This window comes from Reyranella sp. (genome assembly GCF_965279465.1).
GTDB lineage: Bacteria > Pseudomonadota > Alphaproteobacteria > Reyranellales > Reyranellaceae > Reyranella.
In genome coordinates this window covers 4,468,346-4,486,634 of the sequence record NZ_OZ257242.1, presented here as the reverse complement: position 1 = coordinate 4,486,634, position 18,289 = coordinate 4,468,346, and the positions used below count along the sequence as shown (strand labels likewise).

The window sequence follows — 18,289 nt, the reverse complement described above, 5'->3', positions numbered from 1 at the left end:
AAGATCGACCGGCCGGGCCTGGGTCCTTCCGCTGCGCCGACCATGGCGCGCGTCTTCAACCCGGTGAGCGTCCGTCGCGCCGGTGACCGACCGTGCCGTCCTGCGCTGCCTGTCCGCCAACCCGGCCGTGACGCCGGCCGTGGTCGCAAGAAACCACTGGCAGGCCTTGCAACTCTTGTGCAAGCGCGCGAAGTTTCACCATAAGCCGCCGCTGGCGCAATTGACGAGCCGCTGAGACCCCGCTTGATGCTCTCGACCCATTTCGTCCTGAAGGCCCTCGATCGCCTGACGATTGGCAGCCTGACAGTGACTCTGCCTGACGGGAAGGTCCGCCGGTTCGGTAATCCGTCCAACGCGCGCGAAGCGGTGCTCGAGGTCAGGGACTGGCGCTTCTTCCGGCGCGTGCTGCTCGACGGCGACATCGGCCTCGCTGAAGCCTACATGGAAGGCTACTGCGATTCGCCCGACCTGCCGCGGCTGATCTCGCTGCTCGCCGAGAACCAGCAGGCGCTGGGCACGATCGCCCAATGCAATGTGATCCACAATCTGGGCTTGAAGCTGCTGCACCGCTGGCGCCAGAACTCGCGCGCCGGATCGAAGCGCAACATCCACGCTCACTACGATCTCGGCAACCGCTTCTACGGCCTTTGGCTCGACACGACGATGAGCTACTCCTCGGCGCTGTTCGACGGCAAGAGCAAGTCGCTCGAGGCAGCGCAGGCGGCCAAGTACGAGCGCGTGCTGACCCAGCTCGGCGCCAAGCAGGGCGACACGATCCTGGAGATCGGCTGCGGTTGGGGCGGTTTCGCCGAGGTGGCGGCGCGGCGCGGCATGCGGGTGACCGGCATCACGATCTCGCAGGAGCAGCTCGAATACGCCCGCGCGCGCCTGGAGCACGCCGGCCTCGCCGACCGGGTCGACCTGCAGTTCCGCGACTATCGCGACATCGAGGGCAAGTACGACCACATCGTCTCGATCGAGATGATCGAGGCGGTGGGCGAGCGCTACTGGCCGGACTATTTCGCGGTGCTGAAGCGCCACGTCTCACCCGGCGGCTCGGCGCTGGTTCAGGCGATCGTCATCGCCGACGACTTCTTCGAGGGTTACCGGAACCGTCCGGACTTCATCCAGACCTACATCTTCCCGGGCGGCATGCTGCTGTCGCCCCAGCGGCTCGGCGAGCAATGCCGCAAAGCCGGCCTGAAGATCGCCGAACTCTACAGTTTCGGCCTGGACTATGCGCATACGCTGGAGACGTGGCTCGGCCGTTTCGATGCAGTCTCCGAGCAGGTCGGCCGGCTGGGCTTCGATGAGCGATTCCGCCGGATGTGGCGCTACTACCTCGCCTATTGTGCCGCGGGCTTTTCGACGCGGCGCACGGACGTTTTGCAGGCACACTTCAAGCCTATATAAGGTCGGCAACGACCAAGCGCCCAAAAACAGGGCGTCGGGCAAACAGGAAGGCTATCGGGTGCATCCAGGAACGTCCGGAAACGGCACTGCCGCTTCCGTCAAGATCCCATTCAATCGCCTGGTCGCCTACGCCACCCTGCAGCTGCCGCTCGCGATGGCAGCCTTGCCGGTCGTGCTCAACGTCAGCCATTTCTACGGCGAGGTCGTGAAGCTGTCGTTCGGCATCATGGGCGCCATCTTCATCATCGCCCGCGTCCTCGATGCCATCCAGGACCCGGTGATCGGCCTGATCAGCGACCGTTTCACCCGCTACGGGCCGCGCGGACGGCTGGCCTTCGTGGCGCTCATGACGCCGCTGCTGGGCGCGGGCTTCTACATGCTGTTCGATCCGCCCGATGGCTGGCTCGCCGACCAGACGCTGATGGCGGGCTGGCTGATGGCGGCGCTGGTCCTGGTGCATCTCGGCTACTCCGGCGTCTCGATCAGCTACCACAGCCATGGCGCGGAGCTCAGTGACGACTACAACGAGCGCACCCGCGTCACGGTCGGCCGCGAGGTGTTCGGCCTGCTCGGCATGACCTTCGCCGTCGTGCTGCCGGTGGCGCTCACCGCCAAGTTCGGCGAGCTGGATGGCTACACCCTGCTCGGCGTGATCTTCCTGCCGATCCTCGTGCTGTTCAGCCTTCCGACCATGATCTGGGGCGGACCCTCGGTCCATCCGCCGGTGATCCATGCCGAGGCCAACCCCTTCATTGCCTTCTTCGCGCCGCTCAAAAACCGGCTGTTCCGCCGCCTGCTGCTGGTCTTCGTGGTCAACGGCGCGGCGCTGGGCGTGGCGGTCACCATCATGCTGTTCTACGTGGAGCACGTGCTCAAGGGCAGCAAGGTGCAGGCCGGCATCATCCTGCTGATCTACTTCGTCGCCGGCGCCGCCAGCGTGCCGATGTGGCTGATGCTGTCGAAGAAGCTCAGCAAGGCCGCCGCATGGTTCGTCGCCATGGTGATGACGGCCGCAGCGACGGCGCTGGCGGTCTTCGTCGGGGCCGGCGATTTCTACTGGTTCCTGGCGATCTCGGTCGTCACCGGCATCGGCATCGGTGCCGACTATGGCCTGCCGCCCTCGATCCTGGCTGACGTCATCAACTCGGCGGAAGGCGGCGACACCAGGGGCAAGACCGGCACCTACTTCGGCCTGTGGGCGCTCGCGACCAAGCTCGCCACCGCGATCGGCGCGGCCGGCTCGCTGCCGGTCGCCGAATTGCTGGGCTTCAACCCGGCAGCCGGCCACTACGGCACGACGGCGTTGATCGTCGTCTACATCGTGCTCCCGGTGCTGATCAAAATCGTCGCCGCGCTGCTGATCTGGTTCATCCGTATCGAGGCTGAACGCGGCTCGGTCCGCGACGAGATGCGCGGCAAGGGCGCGCTGTAGCGCGCCCATTGGTCTTGGCTGGGAGCGGCTCTCCAGAGCCGCTCTTCTTCAGACTGCCACATCCCATGAGCGGCTCTGGAGAGCCGCGCTCCCAGCCATGAGTGGCGTCTGCGCTACGCGATGAAGCCCAGCGGCTGGACATGACGTTGGCCGAAGCTTGCCGGCTTGCCCCAACAGCCCCGCGCCATCGTCGAGTAGACGTCACGGAAATCGACGGTGTGGTGCAGGTCGCCGTCCCGGAGTTCGCCGAGCGACGGCTGGGCGCCGTGCAGGCCGCCCCTTACCTTGCCGCCCATCACGAACTGCGGCGCCGACGTACCGTGATCGGTGCCCCCCGACGCGTTCTCTCTCGCGCGCCGGCCGAACTCCGAATAGGTCAGCAGCACCACGTCGTCCCAACGCCCCGCCGCGATCATGTTCCGGCGGAAGGTCGCCAGCCCGTTCGCCAGCACCGACAGCAGCGTCTCGTGCACCGGCGCCTGGTTGGCATGGGTATCGAAACCGCCAAGCGCCACCTTGACCGCCACCACCGGCACGCCGGCCGTGATGACCCGGGTGGCGAGGTCGAGCTGGCGGCCGAACGGCGTGTCCAATGCATAGTCGTGCACCGGCGCCTGGGCCGCGCGCAGCCTGTCGCTCAGGCCGGCTGCCGCGGCATTCACCTCCTGGCGCACAGCCAGCAGATGCCGGAGCGCCGGATTGCCGCCGTCCGAAATCCCCGCCGTGCCCTTCATCGCCATCGCCTGACGCAGGAAGCTCTCGGCATCCTGCATGACGATGGTGCGCAGCTCGGGGCCCATCATCGGCAGCGAATTGGTGTCGATCACGATGCTGTCGACGCCCAGGCCCTGCGGCAGCCGGTTGCCGTCGAAGGCGCGGGCCACCCAGCCCTCGCTCAGCGTCTGGCTGGCCGCCGAAGCGGTGTCCCAGATTTCGATCGAACGGAAGTGCGAGCGGTTGGGGTTGGCATAGCCGACGCCCTGCACGATCGCGAGGTCGCCACCCTTCCACGACTCCATCAGCGGCGCGAGCTTCTCGTGCAGGCCAACATGCTCGTCGAGCTGCAGCGTGCGCTCGCGCGCCACGCCGAGGCTCGGCCGCAGCTGGTGATAGCGCGGATCGGCATAGGGAATGAGGGTGTTCAACCCGTCGTTGCCGCCCTTGAGCTCGACCAGAAGCAGGATGCGCGTCATGGCGGTCCCTCACTTCAACTGGTATGCGGGATCGAGCATCGCGAGGGCGACAATAGCCCCCGGCGGACCGCTCGCCTCGGCGCCGTCGATCGGCTTGCGCGGCAGCAGCACGCGCTGCAGCTCCGCGGCCTCGACCCCGGCCAGGGTCGGGCCGAGCCGCGCCTCCATGCCGGCATGGCGCAGGCTGCGGCCCTCGACCGGCCGCGCCACCTCCATCGGCGGCTGCATCGCCTCGTCGGCCGGCGCCTGCTCCTTGCGCTCGGCGCGGCGGTTGGGACGCATCGGCATCGTCATGTCGCCGTCCATCGAGGACACGGTCGTGGCCTCCACCATGCGGCGCAGGAACTGCTGGCGCAGCAGCAGCGTGTAGGTCGTGATCCAGGCCTCGCCGCCCGGCCAGCCCTTCACGTTGGGCGGATTGAAGGGCAGCTGGCCCAGCCCCTGCATCATGCGCACGAGCGGGGTCTTCTCCGGCACCGGCAGGCCGAGCAGATGGACCGAGCCCACGATCAGCTCGACCGGCGACTTGATCAGCGCGCCGCGGCTCGAGGGTTCGCGGAAGGCGGGCGACAGGAACATTGCCCGCAGCATCGGCTTCATCTCGTAATTGCCGCTGCGCAGGATGGCAGCGAGGCGCTTGACCTCGACCGGGTCGGGCCGAAGCGACACGAACTCGCGCCACAGCTTCTCGACCACCAGCTCGGCGGTGCGCGGCTGCTTCAGCAGGATGGCGACGATGTCGTCGCCCTTGAACCGGCCGGTCTGTCCGAGGAAGGTCTTCTCGCCGGGATCGTGCGCCTGTTCGTTCACACGGAACGCACCGGTCTTGCGATCGACCGACCAGCCGGTGAAGGCGCGCGCGGCGTTCTTGATATCGGCTTCGGAATAGTGGCCCTCGCCCAGGGTGAAGAGCTCGAGCAGCTCGCGGGCGAAGTTCTCGTTCGGCTGGCGTGCGACCGAGCGTGCGCCGTCCAGGTAGATCAGCATCGCCGGATCGCAGGCGACGGCCTTGAGCAGCCGGCCGAAGTTGCCGAGCGCCTCGCGGCGGAACAGCTCGTTCTGGCGATACATCGCCGGCCTGTACTTCACCTTCTCCAGCGAGGAGGTGAAGTGGTTGTGCCAGAATAGCGTCATCCGCTCGACCAGCGGCTGGTCGGTGACGAGCATCTCCTCGACCCACCAGTTGCGCAACTCGCGCGCCTGTTCCTGCACCGGGCGCACGATGTCCAGCGGTTTGCCGTCGATGCCCTTCTTCGCCACGGACGCCTTCTGTGCCGCGCGCAGTTCGGCCAGACCTTCCTTCACCCATGCCGGCGCCGGCGTCAGAGCGGTGGCGCGTCGCGTTTCGAGCAACCGGTCGACGGCTGCGGCGTAGTCCAGCGCCTCGACGGCACGGATCTCGGCCGGCGTCGCCCCGAAAGTCGCGCGCGACAGCAGATGGCGGGCCTCGTCGAAACCCATGGCCACGGCCGCACGGCCCGGCCGGGGCGCCCAGAGCGCGGCAGTGGACAGGGCCGCCGCTCCGCCCACGAAACCACGTCGACTGAGGTGAGCGGCCATGTCGGTTCTCCTCTACTGGGTCGGAGGTGGCGGGCGCGGCCCGCCGGGACCGCCCGGGCGGCCGCCCCAGCCACCGCCATAACGCTCGCCCAGGATCTTGTGCAACTCGTCACGCTGCTCGGGCCGGAGATGCGGCGAAAGCTGAGAGATGGCGCGCAGGCTTTCGTTCTGCTGCTCGGCGCGCAGACGGGTCATCTGCTCCACCAGGGGCTCGATCCTCGTCATGTCGAATTCGGGCTTCTGGAGTTCCGCCGCCATCGCCCCTCGCACCTTCTGGATCTCACGCCAGCGGTCGCGGCGGGCCGTGTTGTATTGCTCGAACAGCCCCTTCAACGCCTGCTTCTGACCATCATCGAGCTTGAGGTCCTGCGACAGCGCATCGAGCGGGCTCATCCATGTGCCGGGCTGACCCGGTGGCGGACCGCCCATGCGGCCCTGCCAGTGCGGCGGAGCGATCCAGCTGCGATAGACAAAGCCTGCGAGAACGAAGCAGTTCAACAGCAGCGACAGGGCCAGCAGGAGTTGCGTCAGCCGGGACGACATCTCAGGTGTTGTCCGAGAACAGGTCGTTCAGGTCGTTGGTCGTGTCCCGGCCAAAGGGCTTGGCGACGGTAGGCGCCTGGGTTGAAGCATACTTGCCCGCGACGTAGGTCTCGCCCAATCCACCGCCCAGCACGAAGCCGACGGCCGCCACGACGACGGCCATTCCGGCCATGGCACCGCGATGAACCCCAAAGCCCTGCCCGAAGGCCGGGAACAGACCGGCAAGCCAGGATTTGCGCGGCGCCCGCCGCTTGGCCTCGAAGCCGACCAGCGCCTGCGCCCGCGCCGCCATCCGGGGCGGCGCGGCAGGCAGCGGCATGCCGAGAATGTCGGCCAGTTCCAGGGCCGCCTGTCGCATCGCCGGATCACTCGCAACGGAAGCCTCGATCCGGGCCGCCGCCGCTTCGGGCAGCCGGCCCTCCAGCCAGGCAGCGAAATCCATGTCCGACACGGCCGCAGGCGCCACGGATGGCTCCGTGGCGAGGCTCTGCCACAGCTCCCGGTCGCTCAAAGGGATGCGTTCGGTGGTCATTTTGGTCTCCTTGTCCAGCTTACGCCACAATGCTGGGATTCATCCCCGCCTCAGGGCGCTTCCTCCTTGAAATGCTCGCGCAATCTCAACAATGCCTTGTGATGCGTGCTCCGCACAGTCTGGGCGTCGATTTTCAGCAGTTGTGCGACTTCAGCCACATCGCGCTCTTCATCATAAAGGCACTTCAAGATAAGGGCTTGACGCTCGGTCAGCAGCCCTTCCGGAATCTTCAACTTCTCGACATGGCGATCCTCCACTGCCAGGGCAGATTCGGGGACATCGTCGATCGGCGAGGTCGCCTGCCGACGGCGGCGCGCGAAATCGACCGCGGCCGAACGCGACACCACGGCCAGCCAGGTCGAGAGGCCGGCGCGGGCCGGATCGTAGGTCTTGAGCAGACGGAACCCGTTGGTGCACAGGCGCACGAAGACGTCCTGCGCTGCATCCATCACATCATCCTCGCTGAGGCGATAGTTCGCCAGGGAGCGGCGGACCACTGCGTTGATCAACGGTGAGGCTGCAACAACAAAGGCGTCCCAAGTTCGCTTGTGACCTGCCGCAAGTGACTGCAGGTCGATCTGGCTAAGCTCCGTCACGCCTGCGTTCCGTCTTTCATTGCCCGTCCGCAGAGCAGTCTAATAGGGTTTGTGGCTAAATGAGGCCCCGCTAGAGTGCGCGCGGAATTCAAGGATAGGTGAATGAGCGAGTCGCTGACACGGCAATTGAAGATCACCAAGCAGGCAGTGCGTGGCAAAGGTGTGGTCGTGGCCCAGAACTGCCGGGCGGCCGAGGTCGGCGCAGAGATCCTGCGCAAGGGCGGCAACGCGATCGACGCCGCGGTCGCCACCGGCATGGCGATCGGCGCGCTCGAGCCGTGGATGAGCGGCATTGGCGGCGTCGGCTTCATGACCATCTGGAGTGCCAAGGAGCAGCGCGCCTGGACGGTCGACTACGGTCCGATCTCGGCGAAGAAGCTCGACGTGTCGAACTACAAGATCGTCGGGCCCGGCCCCGCCAATCCCTTCGCCTGGCCCGACATCCTCAACCAGAACAACGAATTCGGTTACCATTCGATCGCCGTGCCGGGCATGGTGTCCGGCCTCGGCAAGGCGCTCGAGCGCTTCGGCACGATGAAGTGGAAGGACGTACTGGCTCCCGGCATCGCCCTCGCTGAGCGCGGCATGGAGCTCGACTGGTACATGCAGGTGATGATCGCCAACGGGGCGGAGCATCTGTCGAAGTTCCCGGCGTCGAAGGCCGCCTACCTGTGCGACGATGGTCGCGTGCCGACCAACGACTGGCAGGGCACCAGGCGCTACCTCAAGCTCGGCACTCTCGGCGAGACCATGCGCCGGCTGGCCGAGGGCGGACCGCGCGAATACTATGAAGGCAGCCTGGCACGCGACATCGCAGCCGACCTGCAGGCCGGCGGTTCGGCGATCTCCTACGAGGACCTCGCCTCCTATGAGGCGCGCATCGTCGAGCCGCTGTCGTTCGAGCATCACGGCGTCACCGTCAACGTCGCGGGCGGCCTGACCGCGGGCCCGACGCTGCGCCGCACGCTCGAGCTCGCGGGTGAGCGCACCAAGGGCGCGGGTGCTCCGGGCGCCGACTTCTTCGTCGCCATCGCCGAGGGCATGCACACCGCCTATCAGGAGCGTCTCAAGACACTGGGCGACAAGCCCAACAACACGAGCACGACGCATTTCTGTGCCGCCGACTCCGAAGGCAACATGGTGGCGCTCACCCAGACGCTGATGTCGCTGTTCGGCTCCTGCGTGATGCTGCCGAAGACCGGCATCACCATGAACAACGGCATGCTGTGGTTCGATCCCGAGGCCAACCGGCCGAATTCCATCGCGCCAGGCAAGCGGCCGTTGTGCAACATCTGCCCCGTGGTCGTGGTCAAGGACGGCAAGCCGTGGTTCTGCATCGGCGCCTCGGGCGGCCGGCGAATCGTGCCGGCGGTGACGCAGCTTTCCATGATGCTGGTCGATCGCGGCCTCGACGTGGAGGCGGCGTTCCATCAGCCGAGGGTCGACGTCTCGGGCGTCGGGCCGATCCGCGTCAATCGCACTCTGCCGGACGAGGTCAAGAAGGCGATCGCCGCGAAGCTGCCGATCACCGAAGTCGACAACCAGATCTCGCCGCTGGGTTTCGCCAACCCGTCCTGCATCGTGCGCGATCCCCAAACCGGCGAGCTCACCGGCATGAACGAAGTGATGTCGCCGTGGGCCGGGGGGGCCGCGCAGTAGTAGCCGCAGATACCGGGGCATCGAGACCGCTTGATCACCGCGACAGCGGTCGCAGCCCTCAATGCAAAAATAGGCGGCCCGGCAGATCACGCCCGGTCACGAATGTGCGACACCGAACATAATTCGCGTCTGAACCGCAACTAGCACTACACGCCCGCGTTCCCCTCAGAGTTGCAGGAGCGCGGAGAGCCAGTTTGTTCAGCCATTGCGCGGCGTCCCTGGGCGCGGTCCTTGCGTCGCTTGTCATTGCGACTGCCGATGCGCGTCAGTTCCGCTCATCGGGTGTTCAGCCGCTCGATTCCCCCACCGTCCAGGCGGTGGCGCATATGAGCAAGCTGTTGGCCCAGCGTACCGGCGGGCGCCAAAGTATCCACGTCGACCATAGCGACAAGGATTCCGAGAATTTCACACTTGCCCAGCTGCGGACTGGAACGCTGGACATGGCCCGCGTAAATCTCGCGGTGTTCAACTCGATCGTGCCGGTGACGATCGTGCCGTCACTGCCTTACCTGTTCCGCTCGACGGAGCATTTGCGGCGCGTGCTCGATGGCCCGATTGGCGACGAGATCCTCGCCAGCATGGCCTCCGCCGGCGTCATCGGGCTCTGCTTCTACGATATGGGCGTGCGCTCTTTCTATAGCACCAAGGCGCCGATCAGGAGCGTCGACGACTTGAAGGGTCTGTCCGTCCGCGTGCAGCCGTCCGACATCTTCACCGGGATGATCAAGGCGATGGGCGCCAAACCCGTCGCCGTGCCGTTCGAGCGGATGACGGCTGCGCTCAAGGCCGGCGTGATCGATGCCGCCGAGAGCAGCTGGTCCGCCTATGTCGGCGCCGGCCACAACCATGTCGCCAAGTATTATAGCCTGACCGAGCATTCGAGGATGCCGGGCGTGCTGGTTTTCTCCAAGGCCGTCTGGAGCGAGCTCTCGGCGGCCGACCGGCAAGCGATCCGCGCCGCGGCGAGAGAGTCGGTTTCCTTCATGCGCAACAGACTCGACAGCTACGAGGCTTCGGCGCGCCCCGGGCCGGGAAGCGGCGCTACCGAGGTGATCGATGCCGTCGACCGCAAGTCGTTCGCCGATGTCCTGACACCACTCTATCCGAAGCTGCTGCCGGATCCTGCGCTGCAGGCGATGATCAAGCGGGTGCAAGCCTACAGCGATCTTGCCACCGTACCTTGATGGCGACCAGCGATGGACGCAGAGTGCCGCCATGCGCTGCCGCTTTCTTCTGACCGCCGTTCATCGCGGGCATGCGGTGTGACCATCGTCCCGGCCATGCCCGACCCGCCGATCGAGACCACCAAACGCCTGCTGCCCTGGCTGGTTGCCGTGGCCTTCTTCATGCAGTCGCTCGACACCACCATCCTCAACACGGCCGTGCCGGCGATCGCCCAGGCGATGAACGTGACGCCGCTCGACATGAAGTCGGTGCTGGCGAGCTACACCCTCAGCCTCGCGGTCTTCATCCCGATCAGCGGCTGGATGGCGGACCGCTTCGGCACGCGCCGCGTCTTCGCCTCGGCGATCGGGCTGTTCTCGCTCGGCTCCCTGCTGTGCGGCCTGGCGGTCGACATCAACATGCTGGTCGCCTGCCGCGTGCTTCAGGGCATGGGTGGCGCCATGATGGTGCCGGTCGGGCGCATGACCATGGTGCGCACCTTTCCCAAGTCCGAGCTGATCGTCGCCATGAGCTTCGTGGCCGTCCCGAGCCTGGTCGGGCCGATGCTGGGGCCGCTGCTCGGCGGGCTGATCGTGCATTACCTTCACTGGAGCATCGTCTTCCTGGTCAACCTGCCGGTCGGCCTGATCGGGCTCCTTCTGGTCTGGCGTTTCCTGCCCGACTATCGCCAGGACAAGACGAACCCGCTCGACATCGTGGGGCTGGTGCTGTTCGGCTCGGGCGTCGCGCTCCTGTCGTACGTGCTCGAGGTCTTCGGCGATCACCGGCTGGGCGATCTCGAGATCCTGGGCCTGCTCGGACTCTCCGTGCTCCTGCTGGCCGGCTACGGCGCCAATGCCATGCACACGAAATACCCGCTGCTGCGGCTCAGCCTGTTTCGCCTGCGCACCTTTCGCGCCGCCGTCGGCGGCAGCTTCTTCAGCCGGCTCGGGCTGGGCGGCATCCCGTTCCTGTTTCCGCTGCTGTACCAGATCGGCATGGGCTTCACGCCGGTGCAGTCCGGCCTGCTGATGATGCCGCAGGCGCTGGCGGCCATGGGGCTGAAGCTGATCGTGCCGAAGATCCTGGCGCGCTTCGGCTATCGCACCGTGCTGGTCGCCAACACGATGATCCTCGGCGTGCTGATCATGGGCTTCGCCACCATCGACGTCGGCACGCCATGGTGGCGCATCGCGCTGCAGTCCTTCGTTCTGGGCTTCTTCACCTCGACGCAATACACCGCCATGAACACGCTGGTGTACGCCGACGTGACGGACGAGGAGACCAGCGCCGCCAGCACGATCGCCAGCACCGGCCAGCAGATGTCGATCAGCTTCGGTGTCGCCGGCGCATCGCTGATCGCCGCCTTCTTCGTGCCCGACGATCTGCGCTCCGAGCCGGCCGCGCTGATCCACGGCGTTCACCTGGCCTTCATCGTGCTCGGCCTGATGACCATGGCCTCGTCGCTGGTCTTCATGCCGCTGAAGAAGGACGACGGCGGTGCGATCAGCCGCCAGAAGGGCTAGACTGGCCTGCGTCGGGTGGCGTTGCGTGGTGGTTTGCGGACAGTCGTCTTCCCCAACGACGGGACGCGCCATGGCCTCCATCCTCCGTCGATCCGTGTTGCTGTCGTCCGGCGCTGCCGGTCTGGCCGGCCTGTCGAGGCGCGCTGGAGCGCAAGCCTATCCCACGCGGGCGGTGCGCCCGGTCGAGGGATACGGAGCCGGGGCGCGCCCGATAGCAACGCCGGCTGACCGGCAAGTGGCTGGCCGAGCGACGGGGCCAGCCGTTCGTCATCGAGAACAAGCCCGGCGCGAGCGGCCGGAGCGCGACCGACGTTGTCGCCAAGGCAGCCCCCGACGGCTACTCGCTGCTCCAGATCGTCAACAACAACACCGTCGATGCGGTGCTCAAGGACAAGCTGCCCTACGACTTCATCCGTGACATCGCCCCGGTTGCCGGCGTCTATCGCCAGCCGCTGGTCATGTAGGTGCATCCCTCGGTGCCCGCGACCACCAGGATCAACATGGCTTCGGCCGGCATCGGCATCGGCACCCATCTCGCCGGTGAGATGTTCCAGCTGGCGGCCGGGGTCTCGCTGTTCCACGTGCCCTATCGCGGCGTGCAGGCGTTGCGCGACGTCGTGGCCGGCCAGGCGGACCTCTATTTCGGCGTGGTGGCCTCGTCGCTGCCCCAGATCAATCCTCTTCCGACAGCCGGCCCATGAACGGGACGAGGTTCATCGACGCCCAACGCTGCCGCTCGCCGGCGTCGCCGCCGGTCAGGCCCTGGCGGATCGCGTACCAGGTCTGCGGATCGGTCCTCGGCCTACGGCCTTCGATGGCGTCGTTGACCTGAGCGATCACCGCGTCCTGCTGCGCGTCGGTGAGCCGGCTCATGATCGTCGCCGGCGGCGACGTGACGGCCGGCCCGCCGCCCGGCCCGCCCGTCGTCAGGTGGCGCCGCAGATCGGCGTAGAGGCTGTCGGACTCCGCCTTCACCGCTGCGCGGCGGCGCGCGGTGTCAGCGTCGATCGCGGCCTGGTTGGCCCGCAGGCGCGCCGGATGGGCAGTGAACTCCTGCTCGTTCAGCGCGGTCAGGGCGTGGTGGCGCGCCTCGATCTCGTCCAGCCGCTCGCGGTCGCCGGCGAGGCCGTCCTGATCGAGCAGCATGCCGGCCGACGAGACGACTGGCGGCGGTTCGGCCGTCGCAGGGCTCGCGGCGTTCATGGCATCGAGGGTCGGGTCGCTGGTCGGTGCCGGCGCCGTCTCCGCGGCAAGTGTGGCGCTGCGGTCGCGCAGCCAGCCCATCGCCGCGTTGGCATTCGACAGCGTCTGGGCGGCGGCGCCCAGCGCGCGGCGATCATGCGGATCGAGCCGGTCGCCAAACTGCCGGAACAGCCTCACCCCCAACGGATCGTTGCGCGCGAGGAGGCTTCCGATCGCGGCCGACACGACCGACCCTCCGGCGTTGCGTGCCTCGTTCTCCACGACCTCCGGGGCCTGGCCCCGGTACAGAAACCGCGTCGCCCCTTCGGCGCGCGCCATCGCGTTGGTCAGGTTGGCGGGATCCGCTGCCGCGTCCGCCCGCGAGGTCTCGATCGCCGCAAGGGCCACGTTCCGGCCGTAGACCGCCTGCTGCTCGCCGGCGCGGCGCGCGATGCCGTCGAGCGACGCGGCGAGGTGCGCGTCGAGGATCGGGCGCAGCTTCTGCCGCGGTACTCGTTACCCGCCTGGCCGAACACCTGATCCTTGAGCTTCTTCAGCCTCTCGGTGGTCGCGGCGGCGCTGTCGATCGCATCGGCGCCGTTCTGCTTGTAGTAGGCGTCAGGCCCGGTGCGCAGGATCTCGCGCTCGCCGGTGAGGTACTGGTTGTTGAAGTCCTGGATGCGGGTGTTGTTGGCTTCCTGCGCATGGCGCTCGTAGAGCGCGAACAGCGTGTCGCTCGCCTGGTTGCCGCCGAACAGAGCTTTGTCGTCTACCTTGTCTTTCTAGCGACTGACGTAGCGTTCAATGCCATCGCCCGCTCCGCCATTCTGCGCATTGATCAGTACTTGTTCATGGTCAATCGGCGAGATCATCGCACCGGTCGAGAATGTCAATTGAACGCTCGCGTCCTGTCCTTGGCAGCTATGAGTTGATGCATGAGCCTACGTCCATATTCGCTCGTCTTTCCACTGGACCGTTCGAATTCCTCAACTCCATGAAGCCCGTGAATGGCCTCGTTGATGGCATTGTTCAGGAAACTCAGCTCGTAATCCGAGAGAGAAACCAGCGCTTTGTCGTCTCTAACGAGTTCGACCCTTATGGTGACTCGCAGTCTCCTCGTGTTCGGGTCTCTTGAACTGTCGAAAACCTGATCGTCGGCCTGATGAGGCATGTTGCGAGGGCTTATCTCGCCGTTGGCAACGCGGAGCTGCGCCAGGATGGCATTCGCATAGCCGATGGTCCGACCCGTCCTTGTATCGAATTCGTCTGGGTCCATCTCCATGAGAGCCCTTTCCGCCGCCGCGATCATGAATCTCAACTCGTCCCGCGAGAACCAGACAATCGCTTTTTCTTTGGATATCTCCTGTATATGCATGATCACCTACTCGTTCTGACCGTTGAAGTAATTCTTGCCGTTTTCCGGCCGGAAAGCAGTGCCAAAATCCTGCGCGTTAGGGTTCCGCCATATTGTCGTCCCACTTGGAGCGTGCCAGTAGAGCGTCTTGCCACTGTCCTTAAAGTATTTCTTCTCTGTCCAGTGCGTCATCACCTCGGATATATGTCGAGCAAAGTCATCAAGATTGCGCATGTCAGGAAATTTCTCCTTAAAGTGCTTTAGTGAAGCGTGGCCTCCTGCGATTAGCCGCGCGACGCGTTCATTTTCGGCAATCTCCTGAGCCGTAGGCTTATCTGCCCGAGGACCGTATACAATCATGAATGGGTTGCGGTTGGGACGCTTCCCACCTGCCGCAAGCGTCCCCTGGTTGCCGCGCGGGCCGAACGCTCGACCGCCCATGCCGTGCAAGGTTACGAACGACTCAAGGGCATCGGTCGTCAGCTCGCCTCTCTGCCCAGCTGAAACAAGGTCAAGCATGCCCTTGAAGAAGGAGCGCACCGACGACGGCAAGGCGAAATCCCAGTCCTTACCGTCGGCTGCATGCCTGACTGGGAGGAGCGTGCCGTAGTCCCAGTCGGGCTCTGGCGCGAGCCAGTCGTAGAGCGGCACGAGTTCGGCCGGGACCGGTGCCGATCCGATGACTTGCCCAGTTTCCGGATCCAGCCGGCTCTGGAGGCGGGCGAGTTTGCCGAAGTCCTCGGCTGAGAGGAACTTCCTGTATCGGAACAGGGGCTCACGCGCCCATTTCAGGCGGACCTGAGAATTGTAGTTCAACAGGTTGCTCAGGATCCTGTTGTAGATTTCGGAATCCGTTGGTGTGGCCGGCGCGGCTGCCAAAGCCTCCAGCTCTTCCGTCTCGGCGGGAGACAGCCGTTCCGCGAGAACCGGCGGCAGTTTCGGCGGTGATCCGTCCTCCCTCTGCTGGGCGAGCCAACGGGTGGTCATCCGATCGGCCTCACGTTCGTCGGCCTCTTGCCGCTCCGCGATCCGACGCGCCTCCGTCTCGGCTGCCTGATACTCGGGACTGCCCGGCGGTGGCTCAGTCTGCGGCCCGCCCTGGCTGCTCGTTCCCTCGGCGTCCTGTTCGGCCGCGATGGTGCGGGCCTGCGCGTCGGCCGCCTCGTACTCGGGACTGCCGGGATATGGCTCGGTGGCGGGCGCTCCGGGAGCACCGCCGGTGCCGGCCGCCTCGCGTTCCCGCTCCTTTTCCATCTGGCGATGGAAGGTCTCGAAGTCTTTGGGCAGGCCGATCATCGGCCTGAGCCCGTTCTCCGTGGGCTGCGCCTCTGGAACAGCCCGAGCCAGAGGCGCGCCGTCCTTGTGGAAGGCGTCGTCCGTCTCCGGGATGTCAGAGTCCACGGTCGGGGATGCGGCGTGGTCGTTGACCTTGAGCCAGCCGCTCCTGATGCCTGTGTCCTTCAGACCGTTGATGATGCCGTAGGCTTCCGCCTCCGTCGGCTTCCGCTCCCTGCTCTCGAACACCGACAGATCGTCCTGCAGCGCGCGATGGAACCTCGCCGCCTGCGCCGCATCGCTGTCGGGCGCGGCGCCCGGCCGTGGAGTCGGATCGATTCCGGCCGATCGCAGGGCTTGGCCAGCCATGCGGGTGATGGCCTGCAGGCGGTTCTGCTCCGCACCACCGTCGTTGCTGCGCACGGCCGTCTGCAGCGCCTCCAGCGCGCCGTAGTCCTCGGCCGACAGCCGGCCCATGAACGGGACCAGGTTCTTCGACGCCCAGCGCTGCCGTTTGCCGGCGTCGCCGCCGGTCAGGCCTTGGCGGATCGCGTACCAGGTCTGCGGATCGGTCCTCGGCCTACGGCCTTCGATGGCGTCGTTGATCTGAGCGATTACCGCGTCCTGCTGCGCGTCGGTGAGCCGGCTCATGATCGTCGCCGGCGGCGGCATCACGGCCGGTCCGCCGCCCGGCCCGCCCGTCGTCAGATGGCGCCGCAGATTGGCGTAAAGGCCGTCGACCTCGGCCTTTACCGCGGCGCGGCGGCGCGCGGTGTCGGCGTCGATCGCGGCCTGGTTGGCCCGCAGACGCGCGGGATTGGCTTCAAACTCCTGCTCGTTCAGCGCGGTCAGTGCACGGCGGCGCGCGTCGATCTCATCCAGCCGCTGGCGCGTGCCGGCGATGCCGTCCTGATCGAGCAGCGTGCCGGCTGACGACATGACAGGCGGCGATCCGGCGGTCGACGCATCCGCGGCGTTCACGGCATCGAGGGTCGGGTCGCCGGTCGGTGCCGGCGCCGTCTCCACGGCAAGGCTGGCGCTGCGGTCGCGCAACCAGCCCATCGCCGCGTTGGCATTCGACAGTGTCTGGGCGGCGGCGCCCAGCGCGCGGCGATCATGCGGATCGAGCCGGTCGCCGAACTGCCGGAACAGCCTCACCCCCAAGGGATCGTTGCGCGCGAGCAGGCTTCCGATCGCGGCCGACACGACCGACCCTCCGGCGTTGCGTGCCTCGTTCTCGACGACCTCCGGGGCCTGGCCCCGGTGCAGAAACCGCGTCGCCCCTTCGGCGCGCGCCATCGCGTTGGTCAGGTTGGCGGGATCTGCCGCCGCGTCCGCCCGCGAGGTCTCGATCGCCGCGAGGGCGACGGTCCGGCCGTAGACCGCCTGCTGCTCACGGGCGCGGCGCGCGATGCCGTCGAGCGACGCGGCGAGGTGCGCGTCGAGGATCGGGCGCAGCTTCTGCCGCTGGTACTCGTTGGCCGCCTGGCCGAATACCTGATCCTTGAGCGTCTTCAGCCTCTCGGTAGTCGCAGCGGCGCTGTCGATCGCAGCGGCGCCGTTCTGCTTGTAGTAGGCATCAGGCCCGGTATGCAGGATCTCGCGCTCGCCGGTGATGTACTGGTTGTTGAAGTCCTGGATGCGTGTGTTGTTGGCTTCCCGCGCGTGGCGCTCGTAGAGTCCGAACAGCGTGTCGCTCGCCTGCCCGAGCTGCTGACCGGCGAGCTGCACGTCGCGCGCCTGGTTGCCGCCGAACAGAGCGGAGTCGCCCGCCGCCGGCACGTTAAGCTGCGCGTTGGGGATCGGCTGCGGCGAAACCTCGCCGATCGGATAGGGACGAACGATCGGCATTCACCGCTCCTTGGTGCGAAGGATTGACCCGTGATAGCGTCTCGCCGCGGGGAGGAGGTCGCTGTGAAGAGACTGGGGTTGGTGGCGGTGTTGGCGTTGGGCGGATGTATCGATGCCCAAGTCAGCGAACGCCGCATATACGAGCGTTACAATGGTAGGCCGATCAGCGATCTGATCTTGCAATGGGGTCGGCCGGAAACTGAGATTGAACGCCCCCAAGGCACAATCTTCACATTCGCCAATTCCATGCAGTACACATCGACAACACCAGTCACCACGACAGCCACAATTGGTGCTGCGTCGGTAATCGCCACTTCGAGCGTGCCAACTACCGATACATTGTTGTGCCGTGTGAACGTCTACACTGATCGCCAGCAGCGCATCGTTGGATTGCGTCATCAAGGCGCCAATGGCGCTTGCGCCCAGATGTACGATCGTCTCCACTAGTAGGTCACTCCCGTACGAGTGCCGACATCGCTTTTCGGGCTAGTGCTCGGCCTCGTGTGCATAAACCTGTCCCACTTATCCGCCAGCGAGCTCGCGCCCATGAGCAGGCTCGTGCCCGCGCCGAGGTAGCTCGGCTCGAAGCTCTCGCGCAGGGCGGCGTCGGCGTCGTAGCCGGCGGCCTGCATCTCGTAGCTCCACGCCTCGCGCTTCGCGTTGTTGCGGATCGTGAGTGCGTCCTGCTCGCCGGCGCGTGCGGTGTCGCTCAGGATGTCGGTCGGGCTGCCCTCCAGGTCGGTACCCTGCGCGGCGAGCGCGGCGGTCTGCGTGCCGATGCGCTGCGCGGTGAGGTCCCGCTGCTTCTGCTCGGCGACCTGGCCGCGCTGGATTGCGTCGCGCGCCTGCTGCTCGGCAAGTTGCTGGCGCTGGCGGGCAAGCTGCGCGAGGTAGCCCTGTTGCGCACCCGCGGCGGCCTGCTGGTTGATCTGCCCCAGCACCGAGGCGCCGGTGCCGATGGCGCTCAGCCCCAGGCTGATCGCAGAGGCGGCGGTGAATCCCGACATGT

The 18,289-nt window shown here is 66.4% G+C and carries 16 protein-coding genes and 1 pseudogene; 8 read left to right on the top strand and 9 right to left on the bottom strand.

All coding sequences use genetic code 11. The annotated features are described in order from the left end of the window. The first annotated feature begins 82 nt into the window (after positions 1-82). Genes ACQY8M_RS21760 through ACQY8M_RS21750 form a run of 3 tightly spaced genes read left to right on the top strand, consistent with a single transcriptional unit; the run spans position 83 to position 2,845 of the window. Entirely contained in the window at positions 83-235 is a 153-nt protein-coding gene (locus ACQY8M_RS21760; protein WP_428659553.1) for a DUF1365 family protein, read from the top strand. A gap of 11 nt (positions 236-246) precedes the next feature. After that, entirely contained in the window at positions 247-1,413 is a 1,167-nt protein-coding gene (locus ACQY8M_RS21755) for a class I SAM-dependent methyltransferase (protein ID WP_428659550.1), read from the top strand. 58 nt (positions 1,414-1,471) lie between these two features. Beyond that, on the top strand, positions 1,472-2,845 hold the full coding sequence (locus tag ACQY8M_RS21750) for an MFS transporter (RefSeq protein ID WP_428659547.1): 1,374 nt from the start codon (positions 1,472-1,474) through the stop codon (positions 2,843-2,845). A gap of 113 nt (positions 2,846-2,958) precedes the next feature. Here ACQY8M_RS21750 and ACQY8M_RS21745 read toward each other — a convergent pair whose 3' ends face one another. Genes ACQY8M_RS21745 through ACQY8M_RS21725 form a run of 5 tightly spaced genes read right to left on the bottom strand, consistent with a single transcriptional unit; the run spans position 2,959 to position 7,269 of the window. Continuing rightward, positions 2,959-4,038: a DUF1501 domain-containing protein gene (locus ACQY8M_RS21745; protein ID WP_428659544.1), complete on the bottom strand. Its 1,080-nt coding sequence runs from the start codon at positions 4,036-4,038 to the stop codon at positions 2,959-2,961. Between the two features lie 9 nt (positions 4,039-4,047). Beyond that, on the bottom strand, positions 4,048-5,598 hold the full coding sequence (locus ACQY8M_RS21740) for a DUF1800 domain-containing protein (protein WP_428659542.1): 1,551 nt from the start codon (positions 5,596-5,598) through the stop codon (positions 4,048-4,050). Between the two features lie 12 nt (positions 5,599-5,610). Continuing rightward, the gene (locus ACQY8M_RS21735) at positions 5,611-6,141 is read right to left on the bottom strand and encodes a Spy/CpxP family protein refolding chaperone (RefSeq protein WP_428659539.1); all 531 of its coding nucleotides are present in this window, start codon (positions 6,139-6,141) and stop codon (positions 5,611-5,613) included. A gap of 1 nt (position 6,142) precedes the next feature. After that, the gene (locus ACQY8M_RS21730; protein WP_428659536.1) at positions 6,143-6,673 is read right to left on the bottom strand and encodes a hypothetical protein; all 531 of its coding nucleotides are present in this window, start codon (positions 6,671-6,673) and stop codon (positions 6,143-6,145) included. Between the two features lie 50 nt (positions 6,674-6,723). Beyond that, complete coding sequence (locus ACQY8M_RS21725; protein WP_428659533.1) at positions 6,724-7,269, bottom strand: RNA polymerase sigma factor; 546 nt, start codon at positions 7,267-7,269, stop codon at positions 6,724-6,726. A gap of 102 nt (positions 7,270-7,371) precedes the next feature. Here ACQY8M_RS21725 and ACQY8M_RS21720 point away from each other — a divergent pair, with 102 nt between their 5' ends. The 4 genes and pseudogenes from ACQY8M_RS21720 (at position 7,372) to ACQY8M_RS21705 (ending at position 12,319) form a co-directional block, all read left to right on the top strand. Further along, positions 7,372-8,928: a gamma-glutamyltransferase family protein gene (locus ACQY8M_RS21720; RefSeq protein WP_428659530.1), complete on the top strand. Its 1,557-nt coding sequence runs from the start codon at positions 7,372-7,374 to the stop codon at positions 8,926-8,928. A gap of 326 nt (positions 8,929-9,254) precedes the next feature. After that, the gene (gene dctP, locus ACQY8M_RS21715) at positions 9,255-10,112 is read left to right on the top strand and encodes a TRAP transporter substrate-binding protein DctP (RefSeq protein ID WP_428659527.1); all 858 of its coding nucleotides are present in this window, start codon (positions 9,255-9,257) and stop codon (positions 10,110-10,112) included. Positions 10,113-10,190: 78 nt separating this feature from the next. Continuing rightward, complete coding sequence (locus ACQY8M_RS21710; protein ID WP_428659524.1) at positions 10,191-11,618, top strand: DHA2 family efflux MFS transporter permease subunit; 1,428 nt, start codon at positions 10,191-10,193, stop codon at positions 11,616-11,618. 224 nt (positions 11,619-11,842) lie between these two features. Then, positions 11,843-12,319: pseudogene (locus tag ACQY8M_RS21705) on the top strand (tripartite tricarboxylate transporter substrate-binding protein). Here ACQY8M_RS21705 and ACQY8M_RS21700 read toward each other — a convergent pair. From ACQY8M_RS21700 to ACQY8M_RS21690, 3 genes are all read right to left on the bottom strand, one after another. Then, a complete protein-coding gene (locus tag ACQY8M_RS21700; RefSeq protein ID WP_428659521.1) occupies positions 12,291-13,208 on the bottom strand; it encodes a hypothetical protein in 918 nt (305 codons plus the stop codon). The pseudogene ACQY8M_RS21705 and the gene ACQY8M_RS21700 sit on opposite strands and share 29 nt — an antisense overlap. 481 nt (positions 13,209-13,689) lie before the next feature. After that, the gene (locus ACQY8M_RS21695; protein ID WP_428659518.1) at positions 13,690-14,175 is read right to left on the bottom strand and encodes a hypothetical protein; all 486 of its coding nucleotides are present in this window, start codon (positions 14,173-14,175) and stop codon (positions 13,690-13,692) included. A gap of 6 nt (positions 14,176-14,181) precedes the next feature. Then, positions 14,182-17,280, bottom strand: coding sequence for a hypothetical protein (locus ACQY8M_RS21690; protein ID WP_428659515.1), 3,099 nt, complete (start codon positions 17,278-17,280; stop codon positions 14,182-14,184). Positions 17,281-17,343: 63 nt separating this feature from the next. Here ACQY8M_RS21690 and ACQY8M_RS21685 point away from each other — a divergent pair, with 63 nt between their 5' ends. Continuing rightward, on the top strand, positions 17,344-17,727 hold the full coding sequence (locus tag ACQY8M_RS21685; RefSeq protein WP_428659512.1) for a hypothetical protein: 384 nt from the start codon (positions 17,344-17,346) through the stop codon (positions 17,725-17,727). Here the strand turns inward: ACQY8M_RS21685 and ACQY8M_RS21680 are convergent. After that, positions 17,724-18,287 (bottom strand): virion core protein, T7 gp14 family, encoded by a 564-nt coding sequence (locus tag ACQY8M_RS21680; protein WP_428659509.1) that lies wholly within the window; start codon positions 18,285-18,287, stop codon positions 17,724-17,726. The two genes, ACQY8M_RS21685 and ACQY8M_RS21680, sit on opposite strands and share 4 nt — an antisense overlap. Between the last annotated feature and the right edge of the window lie 2 nt (positions 18,288-18,289).

Excerpts from the sequence above, each read along its gene's own strand:
- ACQY8M_RS21755 (WP_428659550.1), top strand. The coding sequence starts at position 247 with ATGCTCTCGACCCATTTCGTCCTGAAGGCCCTCGATCGCCTGACGATT.
- ACQY8M_RS21745 (WP_428659544.1), bottom strand. The coding sequence starts at position 4,038 with ATGACGCGCATCCTGCTTCTGGTCGAGCTCAAGGGCGGCAACGACGGG.
- ACQY8M_RS21740 (WP_428659542.1), bottom strand. The coding sequence starts at position 5,598 with ATGGCCGCTCACCTCAGTCGACGTGGTTTCGTGGGCGGAGCGGCGGCC.
- ACQY8M_RS21735 (WP_428659539.1), bottom strand. The coding sequence starts at position 6,141 with ATGTCGTCCCGGCTGACGCAACTCCTGCTGGCCCTGTCGCTGCTGTTG.
- ACQY8M_RS21730 (WP_428659536.1), bottom strand. The coding sequence starts at position 6,673 with ATGACCACCGAACGCATCCCTTTGAGCGACCGGGAGCTGTGGCAGAGC.
- ACQY8M_RS21720 (WP_428659530.1), top strand. The coding sequence starts at position 7,372 with ATGAGCGAGTCGCTGACACGGCAATTGAAGATCACCAAGCAGGCAGTG.
- dctP (WP_428659527.1), top strand. The coding sequence starts at position 9,255 with ATGAGCAAGCTGTTGGCCCAGCGTACCGGCGGGCGCCAAAGTATCCAC.
- ACQY8M_RS21695 (WP_428659518.1), bottom strand. The coding sequence starts at position 14,175 with ATGCATATACAGGAGATATCCAAAGAAAAAGCGATTGTCTGGTTCTCG.
- ACQY8M_RS21690 (WP_428659515.1), bottom strand. The coding sequence starts at position 17,280 with ATGCCGATCGTTCGTCCCTATCCGATCGGCGAGGTTTCGCCGCAGCCG.
- ACQY8M_RS21680 (WP_428659509.1), bottom strand. The coding sequence starts at position 18,287 with ATGTCGGGATTCACCGCCGCCTCTGCGATCAGCCTGGGGCTGAGCGCC.